22 protein-coding genes are annotated in these 21,901 nt (G+C 44.3%); 7 read left to right on the forward strand and 15 right to left on the reverse strand.

Features of this window, described 5'->3' with window-relative positions:
- Positions 1-2: 2 nt before the first annotated feature.
- From sucC to sdhC, 7 genes are all read right to left on the reverse strand, one after another.
- Positions 3-1,169, reverse strand: coding sequence for an ADP-forming succinate--CoA ligase subunit beta (sucC, locus tag B5D54_RS04525; protein WP_078925293.1), 1,167 nt, complete (start codon positions 1,167-1,169; stop codon positions 3-5).
- Positions 1,170-1,328: 159 nt separating this feature from the next.
- Positions 1,329-2,534, reverse strand: a complete 1,206-nt coding sequence (gene odhB, locus B5D54_RS04530) for a 2-oxoglutarate dehydrogenase complex dihydrolipoyllysine-residue succinyltransferase (RefSeq protein WP_078925294.1) — start codon at positions 2,532-2,534, stop codon at positions 1,329-1,331.
- Positions 2,535-2,563: 29 nt separating this feature from the next.
- Positions 2,564-5,374, reverse strand: coding sequence for a 2-oxoglutarate dehydrogenase E1 component (sucA, locus tag B5D54_RS04535; protein ID WP_078925295.1), 2,811 nt, complete (start codon positions 5,372-5,374; stop codon positions 2,564-2,566).
- Positions 5,375-5,463: 89 nt separating this feature from the next.
- Entirely contained in the window at positions 5,464-6,174 is a 711-nt protein-coding gene (locus B5D54_RS04540; RefSeq protein WP_078925296.1) for a succinate dehydrogenase iron-sulfur subunit, read from the reverse strand.
- Positions 6,175-6,188: 14 nt separating this feature from the next.
- Positions 6,189-7,955, reverse strand: a complete 1,767-nt coding sequence (gene sdhA, locus B5D54_RS04545) for a succinate dehydrogenase flavoprotein subunit (protein WP_078925297.1) — start codon at positions 7,953-7,955, stop codon at positions 6,189-6,191.
- The gene (gene sdhD / locus B5D54_RS04550) at positions 7,956-8,300 is read right to left on the reverse strand and encodes a succinate dehydrogenase, hydrophobic membrane anchor protein (protein WP_078925298.1); all 345 of its coding nucleotides are present in this window, start codon (positions 8,298-8,300) and stop codon (positions 7,956-7,958) included.
- Positions 8,294-8,686: a succinate dehydrogenase cytochrome b556 subunit gene (gene sdhC / locus B5D54_RS04555; protein ID WP_078925299.1), complete on the reverse strand. Its 393-nt coding sequence runs from the start codon at positions 8,684-8,686 to the stop codon at positions 8,294-8,296. Before sdhC ends, sdhD begins: the two co-directional genes overlap by 7 nt.
- Before the next feature lie 399 nt (positions 8,687-9,085).
- On the opposite strand from sdhC, the gene B5D54_RS04560 reads away from it, so the two are divergent.
- Positions 9,086-10,375, forward strand: coding sequence for a citrate synthase (locus B5D54_RS04560; protein WP_078925300.1), 1,290 nt, complete (start codon positions 9,086-9,088; stop codon positions 10,373-10,375).
- A gap of 59 nt (positions 10,376-10,434) precedes the next feature.
- Here B5D54_RS04560 and B5D54_RS04565 read toward each other — a convergent pair whose 3' ends face one another.
- Complete coding sequence (locus tag B5D54_RS04565) at positions 10,435-11,193, reverse strand: Nif3-like dinuclear metal center hexameric protein (protein WP_078925301.1); 759 nt, start codon at positions 11,191-11,193, stop codon at positions 10,435-10,437.
- A 92-nt stretch (positions 11,194-11,285) separates the two neighbouring features.
- Here B5D54_RS04565 and B5D54_RS04570 point away from each other — a divergent pair, with 92 nt between their 5' ends.
- On the forward strand, positions 11,286-12,056 hold the full coding sequence (locus B5D54_RS04570; RefSeq protein ID WP_078925302.1) for a DUF1853 family protein: 771 nt from the start codon (positions 11,286-11,288) through the stop codon (positions 12,054-12,056).
- 60 nt (positions 12,057-12,116) lie between these two features.
- Here the strand turns inward: B5D54_RS04570 and pgm are convergent, their stop codons facing one another.
- Positions 12,117-13,763 carry a phosphoglucomutase (alpha-D-glucose-1,6-bisphosphate-dependent) gene (gene pgm / locus B5D54_RS04575; RefSeq protein WP_078925303.1) on the reverse strand — a complete coding sequence of 549 codons (1,647 nt, stop codon included), beginning with the start codon at positions 13,761-13,763 and terminating at the stop codon, positions 12,117-12,119.
- Between the two features lie 108 nt (positions 13,764-13,871).
- The gene (gene seqA / locus B5D54_RS04580) at positions 13,872-14,411 is read right to left on the reverse strand and encodes a replication initiation negative regulator SeqA (protein ID WP_078925304.1); all 540 of its coding nucleotides are present in this window, start codon (positions 14,409-14,411) and stop codon (positions 13,872-13,874) included.
- A 92-nt stretch (positions 14,412-14,503) separates the two neighbouring features.
- On the opposite strand from seqA, the gene B5D54_RS04585 reads away from it, so the two are divergent.
- The 3 genes from B5D54_RS04585 (at position 14,504) to fldA (ending at position 16,179) form a co-directional block, all read left to right on the forward strand.
- Complete coding sequence (locus tag B5D54_RS04585) at positions 14,504-15,268, forward strand: alpha/beta fold hydrolase (RefSeq protein ID WP_078925305.1); 765 nt, start codon at positions 14,504-14,506, stop codon at positions 15,266-15,268.
- Between the two features lie 109 nt (positions 15,269-15,377).
- Positions 15,378-15,599 (forward strand): DUF2788 domain-containing protein, encoded by a 222-nt coding sequence (locus B5D54_RS04590; RefSeq protein ID WP_078925306.1) that lies wholly within the window; start codon positions 15,378-15,380, stop codon positions 15,597-15,599.
- Positions 15,600-15,651: 52 nt separating this feature from the next.
- Entirely contained in the window at positions 15,652-16,179 is a 528-nt protein-coding gene (gene fldA / locus B5D54_RS04595) for a flavodoxin FldA (protein WP_078925307.1), read from the forward strand.
- Between the two features lie 61 nt (positions 16,180-16,240).
- Here fldA and B5D54_RS04600 read toward each other — a convergent pair whose 3' ends face one another.
- Entirely contained in the window at positions 16,241-16,930 is a 690-nt protein-coding gene (locus B5D54_RS04600; protein WP_115174051.1) for an LrgB family protein, read from the reverse strand.
- 7 nt (positions 16,931-16,937) lie between these two features.
- Positions 16,938-17,345 (reverse strand): CidA/LrgA family protein, encoded by a 408-nt coding sequence (locus B5D54_RS04605; protein WP_078925309.1) that lies wholly within the window; start codon positions 17,343-17,345, stop codon positions 16,938-16,940.
- A gap of 120 nt (positions 17,346-17,465) precedes the next feature.
- Here B5D54_RS04605 and B5D54_RS04610 point away from each other — a divergent pair, with 120 nt between their 5' ends.
- Entirely contained in the window at positions 17,466-18,350 is an 885-nt protein-coding gene (locus B5D54_RS04610) for a LysR family transcriptional regulator (RefSeq protein WP_078925311.1), read from the forward strand.
- 19 nt (positions 18,351-18,369) lie between these two features.
- On the opposite strand, the gene B5D54_RS04615 is transcribed toward B5D54_RS04610, so the two are convergent.
- Positions 18,370-18,873 carry a DUF4442 domain-containing protein gene (locus B5D54_RS04615; protein WP_078925313.1) on the reverse strand — a complete coding sequence of 168 codons (504 nt, stop codon included), beginning with the start codon at positions 18,871-18,873 and terminating at the stop codon, positions 18,370-18,372.
- A 260-nt stretch (positions 18,874-19,133) separates the two neighbouring features.
- On the opposite strand from B5D54_RS04615, the gene fcrX reads away from it, so the two are divergent.
- Positions 19,134-19,580 (forward strand): ferric iron uptake transcriptional regulator FcrX, encoded by a 447-nt coding sequence (fcrX, locus tag B5D54_RS04620; RefSeq protein ID WP_078925314.1) that lies wholly within the window; start codon positions 19,134-19,136, stop codon positions 19,578-19,580.
- 60 nt (positions 19,581-19,640) lie between these two features.
- Here fcrX and B5D54_RS04625 read toward each other — a convergent pair whose 3' ends face one another.
- A complete protein-coding gene (locus B5D54_RS04625; protein ID WP_078925315.1) occupies positions 19,641-20,654 on the reverse strand; it encodes an aspartate-semialdehyde dehydrogenase in 1,014 nt (337 codons plus the stop codon).
- On the reverse strand, positions 20,638-21,783 hold the full coding sequence (locus B5D54_RS04630; protein WP_078925316.1) for a 4-phosphoerythronate dehydrogenase: 1,146 nt from the start codon (positions 21,781-21,783) through the stop codon (positions 20,638-20,640). Before B5D54_RS04630 ends, B5D54_RS04625 begins: the two co-directional genes overlap by 17 nt.
- Between the last annotated feature and the right edge of the window lie 118 nt (positions 21,784-21,901).

Below are 21,901 nucleotides of genomic sequence, written 5' to 3' on the forward strand. Positions count from 1 at the left end.
TATTATTTGCCCTCCGCAGCAGCAACCACTTTCTTCGCTGCGTCTGTCAACGACTCAGCGGCAATGATATCTAAACCCGATTTCGCTAACACTTCACGGCCAAGTTCCGCATTGGTTCCTTCTAGGCGAACCACCACTGGGACTTCCACACCGACTTCTTTTACAGCACCGATGATCCCTTCCGCAATCATGTCACAACGCACGATTCCGCCGAAAATATTAACCAGAACCGCTTTTACATTATCGTCAGATAAGATAATTTTAAATGCTTCAGCAACACGTTCTTTCGTCGCACCACCACCCACATCTAAGAAGTTGGCAGGCTTGCCACCATGTAGATTGACAATATCCATAGTACCCATAGCAAGACCGGCACCATTAACCATGCAACCCACATTACCATCAAGGGCAACATAGTTAAGCTCCCATTGCGCTGCATGGGCTTCACGCGCATCTTCCTGAGAAGGGTCATGCATCTCACGTAATTTAGGTTGGCGATACAAAGCGTTTGAATCGATATTAATTTTACCGTCTAAACACAGTAGGTTACCTTCTGCTGTCACCACAAGCGGGTTAATTTCTAAGAGAGCAAGATCATACTGCGTAAACATCTGCCCTAATCCCATGAAGATTTTCACAAACTGTTTAATTTGATCGCCGTTTAAACCAAGTTTAAATGCGAGTTCTCGGCCTTGATAAGCCTGAGGTCCAACAAGGGGATCAATCGCAGCTTTGTGGATAAGCTCTGGTGTTTCTTCTGCTACTTTCTCAATTTCTACGCCACCTTCAGTCGAAGCCATAAAAACGATTCGACGGGTGGCACGGTCAACTACGGCTCCCAGATAGAGCTCATTGGCAATGTTGGACGCTTCTTCAACCAAGATTTTTGACACTGGTTGTCCATTCGCATCCGTCTGGTAAGTAACTAGGTTTTTCCCTAACCACTTTTGAGCAAATTCTTTAATACTATCTTTACTTTCATGCAGTTCTACACCACCCGCTTTACCGCGACCACCAGCATGAACCTGGCATTTCACGACTTTCTTAACGGTGCTAATACGCCCAGCAGCTTCAAAAGCTTCCTGTGGAGTATCGCAAGCATAACCTTCTGGGACAGGCAAACCGAATTCTGCAAACAGCTGTTTGGCTTGATATTCATGCAAATTCATTATGTTATTCCATTTGTATATTTTTATTCCATATAGCCTAATACTTTGTTGGGCTGTACGTCTGTAGGGATACTCTCAATGAGTAGCTAATGGCTGATAAATTAGGCCGGATGTTGAGCAGATCCGGCCCCGTACTTAAACGTTCATCACGTCTAAATTTTATACATCCAATAATAGGCGTGCTGGATCTTCCAGTAACTCTTTCACCGTGACGAGGAAGCCTACGGATTCTCGACCATCAATCAAGCGGTGATCATAAGATAATGCCAAATACATCATTGGTAAGATTTCAATCTGACCATCCACCACCATGGCTCGATCTTGGATTTTATGCATTCCTAAAATCGCAGCTTGCGGTGGGTTAATGATAGGTGTTGACATTAGAGAACCGAAAACGCCGCCATTAGTAATGGTAAAGTTTCCACCAATCAATTCATCTACGGTCAACTTACCATCGCGGCCTTTCTCCGCCAAATCTTTAATGCCTTTCTCGATCTGAGCCAAGCCCAACGTATCACTGTCTCGCAATACAGGAGTGACTAAACCACGCGGCGTTGAGACAGCAATACTGATGTCGAAGAAATTGTGGTACACAATATCATCCCCATCAAGCGAAGCGTTGACTTCAGGGTAACGCTTAAGCGCTTCTGTCACGGCTTTAACGTAGAAAGACATGAAACCTAAGCGAATGCCATGCTTCTTCTCAAACAGATCTTGATACTGTTTACGCAGTTCCATAATAGGCTTCATATTGACTTCATTAAATGTCGTCAACATCGCTGTGCTATTTTTGGCTTCGAGCAAACGCTCAGCAATACGCTTACGCAAGCGGGTCATCGGAACACGTTTTTCACTACGTGCAGCTACAGGGGCTGCAATAGCCGTTTGTTCAACCTCAGGTTGAGTTTTATTCGCCGCTAAGTAAGCTTCAACATCTTCTCGAGTAATGCGGCCACCGACACCGGAGCCTTTCACTTGCGAAGCCTCTAAACTGTGCTCGGCTAATAAACGACGAACCGCTGGGCTTAATGCATCATTCGTTTCTTCGGTGAGAACGGCTTTGTGACGTTTATCGGGAGATGGTTCCGTCGCTGCCGTACTATCTTGTGTTGGTTCACCTGCAACCGCACCCGGTTTAAGCCGAGCTAAGAGTTGCTTAGACAAAACGGTCGCACCTTCTTGTTCCAAAATAGCTTCCAAAATACCTTCTTCAGGAGCTGGAACTTCTAACACCACTTTATCCGTTTCGATCTCGACGATCACTTCATCACGAGCGACGACGTCTCCCGGTTGCTTGTGCCATGTCGCTACCGTTGCGTCTGCGACTGATTCAGGTAAATCTGGAACCAGAATTTCAACTGTCATAATCTGTCTCTTCCTTTTACTTCTAGTTCTTAAGCTAGGGTCAGAGCGTCTTCTACCAACGCTTTCTGCTGTTTCATATGTACCGACATATAACCGACGGCTGGTGATGCCGAAGCTGGGCGACCGGCATATTTAAGATCCGCGCCGGTAGGAATCGCCGCTCGAAAATTATGCTGACTACAGTACCAAGCCCCTTGGTTTTGAGGTTCTTCCTGACACCAGACATAATCCACTACATTCGTATACTGCGCGATTACCGCTTGAACTTCCTCCAATGGGAAAGGGTAAAGCTGCTCAATACGAATAATCGCCACGTCCTCTTGCGCATGATTACGGCGCTGCTCCAATAAGTCGTAATACACTTTACCTGAACAGAAAACGACTCGTTTCACTTTCGCAGGGTCAAGGTTATCCACCTCACCAATAGCCGGTAAGAAAGTCCCTTGAGCCAGATCTTCCATACTCGATATACATAACGGATGACGCAGCAGAGACTTAGGTGACATGACCACTAGAGGTCGACGCATTTTACGCACTACCTGACGGCGCAACATGTGATAGACCTGTGCCGGTGTTGATGGAACCACCACTTGCATATTTTGTTCAGCGCAAAGCTGTAAATATCGCTCAAGACGAGCTGAGGAGTGCTCTGGGCCTTGGCCTTCATATCCATGAGGAAGCAGCATAGTCAAACCACACAAACGCCCCCACTTTTGTTCACCTGATGAAATAAATTGGTCAATCACGACTTGAGCACCGTTGGCAAAGTCACCAAACTGAGCTTCCCAAATCGTTAATCCACCAGGCTCAGCCGTAGCATAACCATATTCAAAAGCTAAAACGGCTTCTTCAGACAGCACTGAGTCTATGACTTCAAAAGGCCCTTGCTTATCATGAACATTCGCCAATGGGATGTAGGTACTTGCATCAGATTGGTTGTGTAAGACCGAATGGCGGTGGAAGAAGGTTCCACGCCCTGAATCTTGCCCTGAGATGCGAATACGTTGACCATCATCCACTAACGTGGCATATGCTAATGTTTCAGCCATCCCCCAATCGAGCATTTTCTCACCCGATACCATGGACATTCGATCGTGGTAGATTTTTTCAACTCGACTTTGCAACTTATGGCTTTCGGGGTATTGGCAAATTTTCTGGCCTAGTTCTTGTAAACGTTCTAATGAAAATTCATTATCCCAAGCGGTGTTCCAATCATGTCCAATATAAGGAGACCAATCCACCGAGTGCATCGTCATTGGTCGCCATTCTTTAACCACTACTTCACCATGATCCAAAGCATCGCGGTATTCATTCACCATTTGAGTGGCGGTTTCTATATCGCTTTCACCACGCTCAATTAAAACATCAGCATAAAGCTTGCGAGGTGTCGGATGCTTCTTGATTTTCTGGTACATCAAAGGTTGAGTCGCATTCGGTTCATCGGCTTCGTTATGGCCATGACGGCGATAACACACCAACTCAATCACGACATCACGTTTGAATTCATTACGATAATCCAATGCCATTCGAGTCACAAAAGCAACCGCTTCAGGATCATCAGAATTTACGTGAAAAATCGGAGCCTGTACCATCTTGGCAATATCAGTACAGTACATCGTTGAACGTGTATCTCGAGGGTTTGATGTGGTAAATCCAACTTGGTTGTTGATAACAATTCGAACCGTTCCACCGACACAATAACCACGAGCCTGTGACATGTTAAAGGTTTCTGCAACCACCCCTTGACCCGCAACCGCTGAATCGCCATGAATGGTAATTGGTAGAACTCGACTCCCTTCGGAATCGCCTAAACGATCCTGACGAGCTCGCACCGAGCCCATCACTACAGGGTTAACAATCTCTAAATGTGAAGGGTTAAAAGCCAAAGCAAGATGAACATTTCCGCCTTCTGTGGCGAAATCAGCCGAAAAACCTTGGTGATATTTCACATCACCAGTACCCCAAGTTTCATCGTGCTTACCAGCAAACTCATCAAATAAGCCTTGCGGTTTTTTTCCTAAAACGTTGACCAACATATTCAAACGACCACGGTGAGCCATACCGATCACCACTTCTCGCATACCACTCTTACCGGCATGACGAATAAGCTCTTTGGTCATTGGAATTAAGGCATCTCCTCCTTCCAAGGAAAAACGCTTAGCACCTGGGAATTTCGCACCGAGATAACGCTCCAACCCTTCGGCAGCGGTCAGTTCATCAAGGAAGGTTCGTTTCTCGTCCAGCGTAAAGCTAGGCTCACCTAATACAGGCTCCAAACGCTGTTGAATCCAACGCTTTTGCTCTGTATCCGTCATATGCATGTATTCTGCACCAACCGAGCCACAGTAAATCTTATTCAGAGAATGGTAGATATCTTTCAACTTCATGGTATCTGCGCCAACGGCAAAAGAACCCACGTTGAACGTTTCTTCCATATCATCATCAGTCAGGTTATGGAAGGAAGGAGCTAATTCCGCCACGGGAGGGCGTTTCCATAAACCTAGGGGGTCAAGTTGAGCTGCTTCATGCCCGCGGAAGCGGTACGCATTGATTAGCTGCAGAACTTTTACTTGCTTTGCATCGACTTCAGGATCACTAACTTGGACATTGTAATGCTTCGTTTCTTGAGCGAGTCGCCGGAAGTAATCACGGATACGTGAGTGTGGTTGTTCAACCACATGATCAGGTTGCGCAGGCAAACCTTCAAAAACACGTTTCCACTCCTCACTTACCAGGTCGGGATCACTTAGATACAGTTCGTAGAGATCTTCTACATACGTTGCATTGGCGCCAGCCAAGTGTGAAGACTCGAGCCATGCCTTCATCACGCCGTTGTGCATTCTTTTCCCTTAACCAGTAGTTTTCACGTTTGCTGCGGTCTTACGCCGAGCTATAAAGGCAGGCCCTAAGGGCCTGCAATTTTTATCATCTAAACCGAACGATTGACCAACATGGACTTAATATGGCCTATCGCTTTCGTTGGGTTTAGTCCCTTAGGACAAACACTTACACAATTCATGATGCCATGGCAACGAAAAACGCTAAATGCATCATCAAGATTTGACAAGCGCTCATCTGTTGCAGTATCTCGGCTATCAATTAGCCAACGGTAAGCGGCTAACAAACCAGCAGGACCAATAAATTTATCCGGGTTCCACCAGAAAGAAGCGCAAGAAGTAGAACAGCAAGCACACATAATACATTCATACAGACCATCAAGATGCTCACGCTCTTCTGGTAACTGTAAATGTTCACGTGATGGCGGCAATTCACCTTCAGAGATCAAAAACGGCTTCACTTTCGCGTAATTATCGTAGAACTGTGTCATGTCAACGATCAAATCACGTACTACCGGTAAACCAGGTAAAGGTCGAATGACGATTTTACCCCCTTTCAAGGCAGATAACGGTGTAATACAGGCCAAACCATTTTTACCGTTCATATTTAAACCATCAGAGCCACATACTCCTTCACGGCATGAACGACGAAACGCAATCGTTGGATCTTGTTCTTTCAATAAAATCAGCGCGTCCAACACCATCATATCCGAGCCATCTTCGACTTCAAGTAGATAGTCTTTCATATAAGGCTTTTTATCGACATCCGGATTGTAGCGATACAAAGAGAAGTTCAGTTTCATTCGTTATTCCTCCCTTAGTATGTACGAATTTTAGGTGGGAAAGCTTCACGATGAACGGGTGACATGTTCACGTCACGCTTGCTCATTTGTTCAGTTTCCGGATTATAAATAGAGTGACACAACCAGTTTGCATCATCACGATCAGGGTAGTCAAAACGAGCATGAGCGCCTCGGCTCTCGGTACGATAGTTTGCTGCTACTGCCGTCGAAAATGCCGTTTCCATCAAGTTGTCGAGTTCTAAACATTCAATACGCTGTGTATTAAACTCTTTAGATTTATCGGCCAAATGAGCGTCTTTTAGACGTTCACGAATCACTTTTAGCTCTTCAAGCCCTGTTGCCATGGCTTCCCCTTCTCGGAATACTGAGAAGCTGTTTTGCATACAACGTTGGAGATCTTTACGGATTTGTACAGGATCTTCACCACTGGTGCTATTTTCCCAACGCATAGTACGGGCCAAAGAAGCTTCAATGTCTGATTGAGTCGCAGGGCGAGCTTCAGCTTGGGCAGCCAATGTTTCGCCTAGGTGTAACCCGGTTGCACGACCAAACACCACAAGATCAAGCAGTGAGTTCCCCCCTAAACGGTTTGCACCATGAACAGAAACTGAGGCGATTTCACCACAAGCAAATAAGCCTTGAATCTCGAGATCCTTACCTGATGCATCTTGTTTTAATGCTTGCCCAGAAACCTGAGTCGGAACACCACCCATCATATAATGGCAGGTTGGGATAACTGGAATCGGCTCTTTAACAGGGTCAACGTGTGCAAAGGTACGTGAAAGCTCACAAATGCCAGGCAGACGAGACTCCAACACCTCTTTACCTAAGTGATCAAGTTTCAACTTAAGGTGTGGACCCCATGGACCATCACAGCCACGGCCTTCACGAATTTCGATCATCATTGAACGAGCCACCACATCACGGCCAGCGAGGTCTTTCGCATTTGGAGCATAACGCTCCATAAAACGCTCACCATCTTTATTGAGTAGGTAACCGCCTTCACCACGACAACCTTCTGTAACCAGAACCCCCGCACCTGCAATGCCTGTGGGATGGAACTGCCACATTTCCATATCTTGCATCGGAACACCCGCTCGCAGTGCCATTCCAACCCCATCACCAGTATTAATGTGTGCGTTGGTTGTTGAGGCATAAATGCGCCCAGCCCCACCTGTAGCTAAGATAGTAGCTTTGGATTTGAAGTAACAAATTTCTCCGGTTTCCATGCATAACGCAGTACAACCGAGTACGGCTCCATCTTGGTTTTTCACTAAATCAAGTGCATACCATTCTGAGAAAATCGTGGTTTTATGTTTAATGTTTTGTTGGTAAAGCGTATGTAATAAAGCATGGCCAGTACGGTCAGCCGCCGCCGCCGTACGCGCAGCTTGTTCACCACCAAATTCTTTAGATTGCCCACCAAAGGGGCGTTGATAAATGGTGCCATCTTCAAAACGAGAAAAAGGCAGCCCCATACGTTCTAGCTCAATAACAGATTCAGGCCCATTTTTACACATATACTCAATAGCGTTTTGGTCGCCAATGTAATCTGAACCTTTCACCGTGTCATACATATGCCACTGCCAGTTATCTTTATGGGAATTTCCCAAAGCAACCGTAATACCACCTTGAGCCGAGACGGTATGAGAGCGAGTTGGAAAAACTTTCGAAAGCAAAGCACAGGTTAAACCTTGCTCTGAAATTTGTAGTGCAGCACGCATACCTGCACCACCTGCGCCGATGACAACAGCATCAAATTCACGAACAGGAATAGTCACTTACACACCCCACAATACAAATAGTCCAGAGAAAAAGTACCCAAATAAGGCCGTGATAACGATAAGCTGCAATGCACCTCGCAGCTTCGAGCACTTAACATAGTCAGTGAGTACTTGCCATAAACCAATCCAGCCGTGGATAAGAATGCAAACGAGTGCCAACATAGTAAACACTTTAGTTGACGTGCTACCAAAGAATTGCGTCCAAGATAGGTATGTAATATCGGTGAACATAACAAAGCTCACCATATATATGGTATACAAGGTTAAAATGATCGCTGTCGCGCGGAGTAATAAAAAATCATGAACCCCATTACGACCGAATGAAGAGACATGCTTTACCATAACCACACCCCCACCAATAACGATAAAACAACAGTAATGGCAAATGACACTTTGGCCGTCATTGAACCTGTATCAAGCTCTTCGAAATAACCCAGATCCATGATCAGATGACGAATTCCACCAATAATATGGTAGGCCAACGCAGTCAAGATGCCCCATAAGATAAATTTAACGAAGAAACCACTGACGATTTCACTCGCCTCCATAAATCCAACCGGTGAGGATAAGGAGAGGGATAATAACCATAACAAAATACCGACCGCGACAAACGTAATAACCCCCGCCACTCGGTGGAGGATAGAAGCGATTGCAGTGATCGGAAAGCTTATGGTCTGCAAATCTAGATTAACAGGTCTTAACTTTCTTTCTTTCACGGGCTTGCTCACTCAGCTCTAATTGAAGCATTTATAGTTATGAATGAAATTTAGTGATAAACCGATAAAATCCACTCTATTTATTCAACATATTCACCAGAATTATCATAATAAAAATGTAAAATAAGGGTTAAAAAATAAAACTCAATGATTACTTCGTGTTTATTTTTTTATATTGATTTTATGAGGTTTTCACTAAATTTTGCTACGCCGATATTCGGCTGGCAACATTATACAACAAATGATGTAACAATTTTTGCTACACAGAACAGATTTTTAACTTTATCTGTATAAAAAATCAAAGTAAGTGCACACAACAGAGGAGAAAAATTGACTTTAAATGAGATCAGACGTACAAGAATGACACACAAACATCCTGGACGGATTAAATAATAAACAAAGGAGATTGTTATGGCAGATAAGAAAGCAACCCTTCACATTGAAGGAAAAGCGCCGATCGAACTGCCGATCATGGATGGGACTATGGGCCCTCAAGTGATCGATGTTCGTCAGTTAGGTTCGAATGGCTACTTTACCTTTGACCCGGGTTTTCTTGCCACGGCATCTTGTGAATCTCAAATCACGTATATTGATGGTAATAAAGGTGTTCTCTTGCATCGAGGTTACTCCATCGATCAATTAGCCAATAACGCAGATTATCTAGAAGTTTGTTACATCCTGCTTTATGGCGAAGCCCCTACCCGACAACAGTATGATGAGTTTAAGAAGACCGTCACTCGCCACACCATGGTTCATGAACAAATTGCGAGTTTCTTTCATGGATTCCGTCGTGATGCGCACCCCATGGCTGTCATGTGTGGGGTTGTAGGAGCACTTGCGGCTTTCTACCACGATTCACTTGATATCAACAATGATACACACCGAGAGATTGCAGCTTATCGCTTGTTATCTAAAATGCCCACTCTCGCAGCAATGTGCTACAAGTATTCCATCGGCCAACCCTTTATCTATCCACGTAATGATCTGACTTACGCGGAAAACTTCCTCCACATGATGTTTGCCAATCCATGTGAAGAATATGAAGTTAACCCTATTGTTGCTCGTGCCATGGATAAAATCTTTACCTTACATGCCGATCACGAACAAAACGCCTCAACCTCAACCGTACGCTTGGCTGGTTCATCAGGAGCCAACCCCTTTGCTTGTATTGCCGCAGGTATCGCATCATTGTGGGGGCCTGCTCACGGTGGAGCAAACGAAGCTTGCCTACGTATGCTGGAAGAAATCGGCTCTGTCGATAAGATCCCAGAATATGTTGAACGAGCAAAAGATAAAGATGATCCATTCCGTTTAATGGGCTTTGGGCATCGAGTGTATAAAAACTACGACCCTCGTGCGACCGTGATGCGTGAGGCGTGCCATGAAGTATTGAAAGAACTCAATATTCAAGATCCACTCTTGGATGTGGCAATGGAACTAGAACGCATCGCACTTTCAGATGAATATTTTATTGAGAAGAAACTCTACCCTAACGTAGATTTCTATTCAGGTATCATTTTGAAAGCCATTGGTATCCCCATTTCAATGTTTACCGTGATCTTTGCTATGTCTCGCACCATTGGTTGGATTGCTCACTGGAATGAAATGCACAGTGACCCAGATAACCGAATTGGTCGTCCACGTCAGCTTTATACGGGGCAGAAGCTAAGAAATTTCCAACCACTCCATGAACGTGAATAAGTTCCTAATATTTGTTGGATAAAGAAAAGAGCGAGGTCAATACCTCGCTCTTTACCTTGTTATACTGGATTATCAATATCGATGAACTCGACCTCAACCCCATGCTCCTTCGCCAACCATTCCCCTAAGGCTTTCACACCATAACGCTCCGTGGCATGATGGCCCGCTGCAAAATAGTGAATATTAAGTTCACGCGCTATATAGGTCGTTCGCTCAGAAACTTCTCCTGAAATAAAGGCATCCATTCCTTGTTCGGCAGCAAGCGTTATGTAGTCTTGCCCACCACCAGTACACCAAGCAATATTCTTAATCGGTTTATCTTGCTGCTCAGGTGCAATGTGTAACGGTGGGCGTTCCAGCACTTGAGTTATCTTGGTTGCCAATTCCTCTCCGCTCAACACATGACGTAGAGCGCCATACATTGCCACAGATTGAGGGTGTCCCTCTAAACCGCCTTCGACATCAATCTCAAGCAACTGGGCTAACTGAGCGTTGTTACCCAGTTGAGGATGAATATCGAGAGGTAAATGATAAGCCAGCAAATTGATATCATGTTTTATCAGAGTCCGTAGTCGATCCCCTTTCATCCCACGAATGGATTCTGGCTCTCCTTTCCAGAAATAGCCATGATGAACCAGTAGCGCGTCCGCTTGACGTTCTACTGCTTGTTCAATCAAGGCTTTTGACGCAGTCACACCGGTAATGATTTTTTTGATGTCAGGTTTACCTTCGACTTGTAACCCATTAGGGCAATAATCTTTGATTAATTGTGGGGACAAGGTCTCATTTAGCAAAGCTTCTAGCTGAAAATTGTTCATCTTGTGTTCCATTACTTGATTAGCATGGCGTGGTTATAACAATTTCAAGCTAGAATGTCGAAAACTGTACGGTCGCAGTAAGAGTAAGCATTATGGACATAACACCACTGATCACTTGGGTCGTCAAAACCCCAACCCTGTTTGAGCACTCTTTTCCTTTGGTGGCAAAAGTGCCTTTTACGCCACCACCGAATGAGCAACACTGGCCCCCCTATCAAGGAAACCCAAGGTTAGGGTTTATTTATCAGTTTATATGCCAGCAACTGTTTACTCTCACCCCGCGTTATAATGCGGTATCGGAAGAAATTCAACTTAATGAACATGGGCAAACGCTTGGTGCTATTGATTTTATTGCTAAAAATCGCCATACCAATGAGTATGAACACTGGGAAGTGGCAATAAAATTTTACCTTCTTCATCAAGGGGTATGGTATGGCCCTAATGCGGAAGATCGACTGGATAGTAAACTTTCCCACATGCTCAACCACCAGTTAATCCTCTCAACCCATCCTACTTTCTGTGAGAACTACCCATTGTGGGCGAAGGCAAAACCGCATTTACTGATGCAAGGGCGTTTATATACCAATCCATTTCAGCCAGAGGCCATTCCCAAAGACTGTTTAGGCTACCCGCTCAATCACACGCAAATTCAAGGACATTGGTGCTATCACGATCAAGTATCTCTGATTGGTGAACCACTCTACCCTTTAGATAAACCCCAATGGTTAACAGGCCGAGAAAAAACATCATCCCTTTACTTAGCTGGCCAACACGATCAGGGGTTTGTTCATTGCCAAAGTGAATCGGGTCTCTTTTGGTTTATCATGCCTCGCCATTGGCCAGCATCGGCTGACGTCAATTAGCTCAAATAAAAAAGGGAAGTACTTCGTACTTCCCTTCCCAACAGAGGGTTCATAACGTGTTTACAAACCAGCGTCGTTAAAAACTTGATTAACAATCTGCTGCGCTTCTTGCTCAATCAGGGTTAAATGTTCCGCCCCTTTAAAGCTTTCACAGTAAATTTTATAAATATCTTCCGTTCCCGATGGGCGAGCGGCAAACCAACCAAATTCTGTAGTCACTTTGAGCCCACCAATGGCGGCACCATTACCCGGAGCATGGGTTAAACGAGCCGTAATGGGGTCACCGGCTAATGTCTGAGCAGAAACCATTTCTGGTGATAGCTTACTGAGTACTGCTTTTTGTGGTCCATTCGCCACCGCTTGAATACGGCTATAATATGAATCACCATGTTTAGCGGCGAGTTCATCATAATATTGTTGAGGATTTTTCCCGGTAACGGCAGTAATTTCAGCAGCCAGCAAACATAAAATAATGCCATCTTTGTCCGTTGACCAAGGTGTACCGTCTGTACGTAAGAAAGAAGCACCCGCACTCTCTTCGCCACCAAAACCAAATTTTCCGGAATATAAGCCATCAACAAACCATTTGAATCCAACAGGCACTTCACATAATTCACGACCTAAATCAGCAACGACTTTATCAATCATAGCGCTGGACACTAATGTTTTGCCAACGGCAACCTCTTCGTTCCACTCTGTACGATGACGATAAAGGTAATCAATACACACCGCGAGGAAATGGTTGGGATTCATCAAGCCTTGTGGGGTTACAATACCATGACGGTCATAATCAGGGTCATTACCAAAGGCAAGGTCATATTGATCTTTCAGTGCTAATAGTCCGGCCATCGCATAAGGGGATGAACAATCCATACGCACCACGCCATCTTTATCTAATGACATAAATTGGAAAGTAGGATCAATCGCTTCACTCACTAAGGTTAAGTCTAGGTTGTAGGCTTGCCCAATTTGACGCCAATAATCAATACCACTCCCACCGAGAGGATCCACACCTATTTTTAGCTTGGCTTTTTGAATCGCTTGCATATCAACAACATTAACAAGGTCATCAATATAAGGTTTCACCAAATCTACTTGCTTCAATAATGGGGATTGTTTGGCTTCTGTTATAGAAAGACGCTTAACACCGTTTAACCCTTCCGCAATCAGTTGATTAGCCCGATTTTCAATCGCTTGGGTTAACTCCCCCTCAGCAGGCCCACCATGGGTTGGGTTGTATTTGATCCCACCATCTTGAGGAGGGTTGTGCGATGGGGTAATCACAATACCGTCCGCTTTCGCCGTATGCTGAAGATTATGAGTCAAAATGGCATGGGAAATGCCCGGTGTTGGTGTATAGCCATTATTTTCTTGAATAATCACTTCAACACCATTGGCAATCAGAACTTCAAGTACACTGCTCAATGCTGGTTCTGATAGAGCATGAGTATCTTTCCCCACATAAATAGGGCCATTCGTTCCTTGCTCCGCTCGAATATCCACCACTGCTTGAGCAATGGCTAAAATATGATTTTCATTAAATGTCGCCTTATCGGCGCTACCCCGATGGCCTGATGTACCAAACTGAACTTGATGTTGCGGATTTTTTGGATCGGGTTGCAATAAGTAGTAGTTGGCCACAAGGGCGGGGATATTGTGCAAATCCTGCTGTTGTGCTTTTTGTCCTGCACGTGGGTGCATAGCCATAATGACATCCTATGTAAAATAACGACAAATAAAAAACCCCATAGTACGCTGTTTTAATTGCATATTATGAGGTTTCAATCAGACTTTTGGCCTTTGTTCTCTAAAAAGTCAAATAGATTGAGTCACTTTATCAATGATCTCGGTCGGAAAATTCATCCGAACCATAACTTGCTCAACCATTTGCTGTTTTCGGCTCGTGTTATTATTGGTAATCACCCAGAATGGCGTATGTGGGATAGCTTTAGGCTTCGTGGTTTGCCCATTAGCTAATAATGTTTGTTCATTATCCGCAAAATACACTCGTTTCCGCCCTTTAACCGACATGGCTTCAGAAAAACTTTCAGGATCGACACGATAGAGTGTAGAAAGCACTAAAATAAAACGATCAATCGCTTTTTTCAGATCAGCAAATTCATCTGAAATCAGTAAGGCACGCATCTCTTTGACGCTATCGATTTTCGTTTCTTGAGCGGCATCTTTACTCACAACTATACCTTTAGTCACCAGCACATCCGACGCTGGCTCTTGCATAGACTGTCTATCCACATTCAGCAAACGGCGCAGGATATCTGACGCGCTTTCACCAATATGTCGGGTTTGGCTAGCAATGTAACGGTATAGATCTTCATCAACCTCTATTGTTTTCATTCGCTTTTCACAATCTCAATGTTTAAACTCTGTGGGATTATAGCGAGATCTTTGCCGAGACTCTACGTTAAACCCATTACTATTAAGATAAAATGTCAGCACTGCTCAATTATAAACTCGAAGGTGAGGGTCACACCGTTGTTTTGATCCATGGCCTATTTGGGAGTTTGGATAATTTAGGATTATTAGCCCGAGACCTAAAAACAGATCACCAAGTATTAAGTATTGACTTACGTAACCATGGTCAATCTTTTCACTCGCCAGAACATAACTATGCATTAATGGCGCGAGATGTGGCTCGACTGCTTCAGCATCTTCAAATTTCTCAAGCCACCCTCATCGGCCACTCAATGGGTGGTAAGGTCGCCATGAAACTGGCCGATGTAGATCCAGAAGCCATTCAGAAATTAATCGTACTCGATATGGCTCCCATTGCTTATACGGTACGTCGACATGATAATGTTTTGGCAGGGTTAGACGCGATTCTAGAACAAAAACCCGCCTCCCGTAGTGAAGTCATGACGATTTTAGCCAAGCACATTCAGTTGGAAGGCGTACGTCAATTTCTCAGTAAATCGCTCATCAACCAAGACAGTGTAATGACTTGGCGCTTTAATGTGAAGGCAATAAAAGCTAACTATGAAAACATTCTCGGTTGGGAACCTATCCCGAAAAATAAGACGCCGACGCTCTTTATTAAAGGAGCCGATTCAGATTATTTAACCGCAGAACATCAAACAGCGATTCAACAACAATTTAGCCATGCCAAAGCGCATGTAATTGCTAATACAGGACATTGGTTACATGCCGAAAAACCCGCCGAAGTATTGCGAGCAATCCGAAAATTCATCGTTTAAGCCCATAAACCTTATAAAAACAAGGGGCAAATCAAAGCTCATGGGCTGATTAACTTTGACGAATAACAGTGGTATAGTTCGCGCAAGCAAATTGGTATAAAGGATAACCATGCTTTACGACTATATGAACATGCTCGAATCGATTGGGCTTGATCTACTTTTTGCGTCCATTTTTTTCTTCATTGGAATGGCAATAAAAGACGTATTGAAACAAGGTAATGTTCCGCCATTTGGCCGTCGTATCGTATGGCTGGTGCTATTTTTAGGTTGCGCGGGCTTTATTGCCAAAGGCCTTATTCAACTCAGTTGGGAAGGCTCAGGGCTGGGCTAATGACCTAGCATCACTCCCCATCAACCGATAACAATGTAAAGGTAAAGACTCTATGGCAAGTGTAGGTATCTTTTTTGGTAGCGATACAGGTAACACCGAAGCTATTGCAAAAATGATTCAAAAACAACTCGGTAAAAAACTGGTCCATGTCCAAGATATCGCCAAAAGTAGTAAAGAGGATATCGATAATTTCGATCTTCTGCTGCTAGGCATCCCTACTTGGTATTACGGTGAAGCTCAATGTGACTGGGATGATTTTTTCCCTGAGTTAGAAGCCATCGATTTTTCTACTAAATTGGTCGCCATTTTTGGTTGTGGAGATCAAGAAGACTATGCGGAATACTTCTGTGACGCGATGGGGACAGTACGTGACATCGTCGAAGCGAAAGGAGCAACAATCGTGGGTCATTGGCCGACAGAAGGCTACGAATTTGAAGCCTCAAAGGCATTAGTGGATGATAACCACTTTGTTGGTTTGTGTATTGATGAAGATCGCCAGCCAGAACTCACCGAGCAACGTGTTACAACTTGGGTAAACCAAGTTTATGAAGAAATGTGTCTCGCTGAGCTAGACGACTAAAAAATAGCCCTCTGAACTGAGGGCTATTTTTTACCTAAATTCACTTATCTTCCGTCACCTATTACCACAAAAGTTGCCCCAAAAATGGAGCAATCAACACAGTCACCATCCCTGCAATCATCATCACAACACTAGATACGACCCCTTCAGAGTTTCCTATTTGATAGGCTTTAGCCGTTCCTGCTCCGTGGGCCGAAGCCCCCAAACTCGCCCCTTTACCAAAACGAGAGCGAATCGACAGTACGGTTAATACGGTTTCCCCCACCGCCATACCAATGACGCCAGTTAACACCACAAATAGAGCCGTTAAGTCACTTTGTCCACCAATAGAACGCGTTGCCTCAACAGCAAAAGGCGTGGTGATCGAACGCATGGCTAAGCTGCGCTGTAGGAGTTCTGGCAATTCAAACCAGCGCGCAAGCAAAACGGTACTGCCCACCGCAACAACGACCGACACCAAAACCCCAACAGATAATGAAAGCCAATGGCGACCAATCAGCTTACGATTATCATAAACCGGGATAGCAAAGGCGACGGTGGCTGGGCCAAGTAGCCAGAGCAGCCAGTGAGATTCTTCCATATAGGCTTGATATGGGATACCTAACCCCATCACGATGACCACTAAGAGTAAAGGTGCAAGCAGAAGTGGCATTAATAATATCGAACGTTTACGTTGGTACAGCATTTTACTGCCGTAATAAAGAAGCAACGTTAAAATAAGGCAAGCGACGCCCAGTAACGATAGATGAATCGACATCTTATGCTCCCTTCACCGGATGGCTTTTGCGCCGAGCCCATTTTAATTCGAAACGATAGAGTTTATCGACAACCCAAGCGGTCACAGCGATCACCACAATGGTGCTAATCACTAAAACCAGCATAATACGTAGCCCTTGCTGACGCATTAGCGGCTGATAATTCACGACCGCAACTACCGCTGGAACAAAAAATAATAACATCTCCGCCAGCAGCCACGATGCACCTTTACGCAACCAATCCACCTTCACAACTCGGCTAAACACCAGTACCAGTAACAAAAGCATCCCCGTTAAGTTAGCTGGGATTGGAAGATGAAAACGATGTACCAAGTAATCGGCAATCAACCATATCAAGGCTAAAACCAAAATTTGACCTAAAGTCAGCAAACCATTTTCTATTTTTCTCATTCTATTATTCGATGTTTTTGTGAAATTAGTCACAGTATAGTAAGGTAACAAACCTGCATAAAATGACTTTTTATTATAAAAATCATTCCAAAATGGAATGTTTAGAACACCGAGGTCATCATGGACATTAAAGCGCTTCGATACTTTGTTGAACTCGTTAACCAACAAAGTTTTACCCGTGCATCAGAGCAGCTCTATGTAACACAACCCACCATCAGTAAAATGATTCGTAGCCTTGAGCTTGAAGTCGGCCAACCACTATTACATCGAGAAGGAAGGCGTTTTTGGCTCACCGAAGCAGGAGAAATTGTCTATCAACGTGCCGTAGAAATCCTCGCGCATCTAACTCAACTGAAGGCTGAATTGATAGACCTCAACCAATTACAGCGAGGTCAACTTCGATTAGGAATTCCCCCGATGGTTGGGCATCTCTATGCAGGGATCATTCGACAATACCGCCAAGCTTACCCGAATGTTGAGATGACAATCGTGGAATACGGAGGCCGAAAAATAGAACAAGCGATATTGAATGGCGAGATAGACGTCGCGGTCACCATGCTTTCTCCTCATGCTGAGCAAAACCTGAATACCTTAGTGCTGGATAGCTATCCCATCTATGCCGTTCTTCCCAATGTTTCTCCTTGGAAAGAGATGGTGAAAATGACTTGGGACAAGTTGAGAAATGAACCTTTCTATCTTTATACCAAAGAATTTAATTTAAGTGATTGTGTGCAGTCTCTCTGTCAACAACAAGGATTTACCCCACAAATTGCAGCACGCAGCAGCCAATGGGACTTTCTGGTTGCCCTTGTGAAAAGTGGAGTCGGTGTCGCCTTTTTGCCTGAACCCCTTTGCCAACGGATACAGAGCGAGGGGGTACTGATACGACCAATCACCCCAACAATTGATTGGCGACTTAGCGTAATTTGGCACGGTGAACGGTACGTGTCCCGTACCGCTGAAGCATGGATTGAACTGTGTGAGCAGTATCAGACATCAAGATAAAACATTGAGTACATAACTCTCATGAAGGCAGCATATCACCACCACTGGTGCGGTACTTGGGTCTTTTTCGAACGTATAACTTACGATGCACCTCGGAAACCACCGTTCCCTCTTTATCTTTAACATGGATAATAAATTCAGGAAAACATTTATCCCCATTAGCGGTGACGGCCAATATGTCATCTAACTGAGCTTGGGAAATCAAGAACTCAGCATAGAGATCGCTCTGGCCGGGTTTAATAAAATTAATGCTCGCTTCTTTATCCCACACATAATAGCGTTTACCTAAAATACCCATCAACATCAAAGAGTAAACGGGATCAGTAAGAGAGAAAATACTCCCACCATACTGGGATCGGTTGGCATTTTTATTCCACCAACGTAATTTTAACCGAAGCTTTGCTTCACGAAAGTCATCACTGATCGACTCTATTTTTATTCCAGCTCCCCAGAAAGGGGGCCAACTATTTAGTGCCCACTTCACAATATTCGGTTTATATAACATTTCCAGTGTTTTATTCATGCTATCCGTGCCTTAGACTCAAGAAACTCTCAGCCTCTTAGTAATAAAGGGTAGCTTTAGTTCAAGGTTGAGAAGTACAATGCAGTTAATGTTGCACAATTGTAACTGGTCTAATCAGATTTCACCGTGATTTGACACGACTTTATTAATAAAGACAGTAACCCTTTGAACTTCGTGGTTTATTGTTTTAACTCGGTGACCTATAATATTGAGCAATATTGACTTCTGTTTACGACGGCAGATCATCAACGGGAAAGTATATGTCAGACAATAACCAAGCGCTAAAGGATGCTGGTCTTAAAGTAACCCTTCCACGGCTAAAGATTTTAGAAGTATTGCAACAGCCAGAGTGCCAACATATTAGTGCTGAAGAGCTGTACAAAAAGCTGATTGATCTCGGGGAAGAGATCGGTCTTGCCACCGTTTATCGAGTTTTAAACCAATTTGATGATGCGGGCATTGTTACTCGCCACCACTTTGAAGGGGGCAAATCCGTCTTTGAGCTCTCGACTCAACATCATCATGATCACCTAGTCTGTCTCGATTGCGGTGAAGTGATTGAGTTTTCAGATGATATTATCGAACAGCGCCAAAAAGAGATTGCTGCTCGATACAATGTTAAATTAACCAATCACAGTCTCTATCTGTACGGTAAATGTGCTAACGGAAACTGTAAAACCGATCCTGATGCTCACAAAGTAAAGTAATCACATAAAAAAACCACCGCACGGTGGTTTTTTTATTACTCGTCATATCCAAGCGTTAAGCTAAAAGTAATCACGGATCAAGACTTCTGCAATTTGTACCGCATTCGTTGCTGCACCTTTACGTACATTATCTGCGACAACCCACAAGTTGATACCACTATGATGGCTAATATCATTACGGATACGTCCGACTAACACACCGTCTTTACCACCAGCATCACGCACTTGCGTTGGAAACTCCTCGCCTTGAAAAACCTCGATGCCATCCGTTTGATCCAATAACCTAATCACTTGTTCGGCATCAATCGGATGACTGGTTTCAATGTGTACAGCTTCAGCATGACCATAAAAAACCGGAACTCGCACACAAGTAGGGTTAACCATCAACGAAGGATCATTGAAGATTTTCTGGGTTTCCCACACCATCTTCATCTCTTCTTTGGTATAACCATTCTCCATAAATTGATCAATTTGTGGAATACAGTTAAAAGCAATTTGTTGACTGAATACTTGAGGATCTGCCGGAATACCATTCAGTAACTTAGCCGTTTGCCCTGCAAGTTCATCAATACCCGCTTTACCTGCACCAGAAACGGATTGATATGTGGTCACGTTAATACGTTCAATACCAACAGCATCATAGATCGGTTTTAAGGCCACCAACATCTGGATAGTTGAACAGTTCGGATTAGCAATAATGTTTCGATTACGAAACTCCGCAATGGCTTGTGGATTAACTTCTGGAACCACCAATGGAACGTCGTAGTCATAACGAAATTGTGAAGAGTTATCAATCACGACAACGCCTGCCTCAGCGGCAATCGGAGCCCAGTGTTCAGACAACTCTCCACCTGCAGAAAACAACGCAATATGAGCAAGAGACCAATCAAACTCTTCCACATTCTGTACGCGGACTGTCTTACCGTTAAAACGGTAGGTTTTACCTTCACTGCGCTCACTGGCTAGTAAAAATAATTCACCGACCGGAAACTGACGTTCTTGCAGAACTTCCAACATCGTTTCACCCACGGCTCCTGTTGCGCCAAAAATGGCAACATTAAATTCTTGGCTCATTCGTTACCTCTATATTAAAACCTAATTTCGCTAGTGGCTCGAGTTGACAAGATTCATCCCCCACGAGCCTGATTGCGCTATATTCTCGCCGATCCCAATACTGTTTACGCATTTGATCAAAGGCTCCGGGTTGCTGGATTTCTCGGCGAAACTGCGCATCATCACGTCGTACATCGTAAACCAATTGAGTTAAGTTCAGCAGCGTCGCTTCATCCCATCGTCGATTTAATGTCACTTCTGGAATAGGAGCAACAGGAAGCAAGCTTGAGGGGTTTGCCCAACATGCTTGCCCTAGAAACTCACTATAGCGATTAAACACCATCGTTGTACCACGCGCTTTGCCTTCTAAACCATAACCTGCGACATGTGGCGTTGCAAAGGCAAGCAATGGCAGTAACGACAAATCCACCTGGGGTTCAAACTCAAATACATCTAACGCCGCCGTAAATCCATCTTGCTGCTGCAAACGGGCTTTGAGCGCCTCGTTATCAACAACAGGACCACGGGCTGCATTAATTAAAATTTGATCACCACGCAACCGCTGTAGAACCGACTCATTAATCAAGTGGTGTGTCGGCCATTCACCTTCACGAGTAATCGGGGTGTGTAACGTAATCACATCCGCATTGTCTAATAGTATAGACAGCTCGGTAAACTCACGGCTATCCCCTTGAGCTTGTTTAGGAGGATCGTTAAGAAGTACCTTAATACCCAAGCCCGTTAAACATTCAGCTAAGTAACTCCCAACTTGGCCTGCACCAATAATGCCTACGGTTTTATCCAATACCGAGAAACCTTGCTGCTGAGCAAGTACCATCAAAACACTAAACACATACTCGGCAACCCCAACTTTATTACAACCAGGGGCGGCGGTAAAAAAGATGCCCCGCTCAGCCAATAAGGCTTGGTCTACATGATCCGTACCTGCGGTTGCCGTACCAACGAACGTTAATCGGTTCGCTTTAGCAAGTAAGCGCTCATCCACTTTTGTCACAGAGCGGATCATCAAAGCATCAATATCGATTAAATCGTCAGCGGTAAGTGTTCGCCCAGGTTTTAAAATCACCTCACCAAGCTGACCAAATAACGACTCAGCATAAGGCATATTTTCATCAATCAATATTTTCATAGCAGGTTCACACAAGTTATTTTTGAGGAATAAAGGGGAACAATGAGAAGATAGCTCAACTCACCAAGACGCGCCGTCTGTTTGGCAAGCATTGTGCAGAAAAGCGTTCACTGTGTCG

The sequence above is a fragment of the Vibrio cincinnatiensis DSM 19608 genome, from assembly GCF_900167345.1.
GTDB lineage: Bacteria > Pseudomonadota > Gammaproteobacteria > Enterobacterales > Vibrionaceae > Vibrio > Vibrio cincinnatiensis.

Coding starts and splice junctions, on each gene's coding strand:
- sucC (WP_078925293.1), bottom strand. CDS start 1,169: ATGAATTTGCATGAATATCAAGCCAAACAGCTGTTTGCAGAATTCGGT.
- odhB (WP_078925294.1), bottom strand. CDS start 2,534: ATGACAGTTGAAATTCTGGTTCCAGATTTACCTGAATCAGTCGCAGAC.
- sucA (WP_078925295.1), bottom strand. CDS start 5,374: ATGCACAACGGCGTGATGAAGGCATGGCTCGAGTCTTCACACTTGGCT.
- B5D54_RS04540 (WP_078925296.1), bottom strand. CDS start 6,174: ATGAAACTGAACTTCTCTTTGTATCGCTACAATCCGGATGTCGATAAA.
- sdhD (WP_078925298.1), bottom strand. CDS start 8,300: ATGGTAAAGCATGTCTCTTCATTCGGTCGTAATGGGGTTCATGATTTT.
- B5D54_RS04560 (WP_078925300.1), top strand. CDS start 9,086: ATGGCAGATAAGAAAGCAACCCTTCACATTGAAGGAAAAGCGCCGATC.
- B5D54_RS04565 (WP_078925301.1), bottom strand. CDS start 11,193: ATGAACAATTTTCAGCTAGAAGCTTTGCTAAATGAGACCTTGTCCCCA.
- B5D54_RS04570 (WP_078925302.1), top strand. CDS start 11,286: ATGGACATAACACCACTGATCACTTGGGTCGTCAAAACCCCAACCCTG.
- pgm (WP_078925303.1), bottom strand. CDS start 13,763: ATGGCTATGCACCCACGTGCAGGACAAAAAGCACAACAGCAGGATTTG.
- seqA (WP_078925304.1), bottom strand. CDS start 14,411: ATGAAAACAATAGAGGTTGATGAAGATCTATACCGTTACATTGCTAGC.
- B5D54_RS04585 (WP_078925305.1), top strand. CDS start 14,504: ATGTCAGCACTGCTCAATTATAAACTCGAAGGTGAGGGTCACACCGTT.
- B5D54_RS04590 (WP_078925306.1), top strand. CDS start 15,378: ATGCTTTACGACTATATGAACATGCTCGAATCGATTGGGCTTGATCTA.
- fldA (WP_078925307.1), top strand. CDS start 15,652: ATGGCAAGTGTAGGTATCTTTTTTGGTAGCGATACAGGTAACACCGAA.
- B5D54_RS04605 (WP_078925309.1), bottom strand. CDS start 17,345: ATGAGAAAAATAGAAAATGGTTTGCTGACTTTAGGTCAAATTTTGGTT.
- B5D54_RS04610 (WP_078925311.1), top strand. CDS start 17,466: ATGGACATTAAAGCGCTTCGATACTTTGTTGAACTCGTTAACCAACAA.
- B5D54_RS04615 (WP_078925313.1), bottom strand. CDS start 18,873: ATGAATAAAACACTGGAAATGTTATATAAACCGAATATTGTGAAGTGG.
- fcrX (WP_078925314.1), top strand. CDS start 19,134: ATGTCAGACAATAACCAAGCGCTAAAGGATGCTGGTCTTAAAGTAACC.
- B5D54_RS04625 (WP_078925315.1), bottom strand. CDS start 20,654: ATGAGCCAAGAATTTAATGTTGCCATTTTTGGCGCAACAGGAGCCGTG.
- B5D54_RS04630 (WP_078925316.1), bottom strand. CDS start 21,783: ATGAAAATATTGATTGATGAAAATATGCCTTATGCTGAGTCGTTATTT.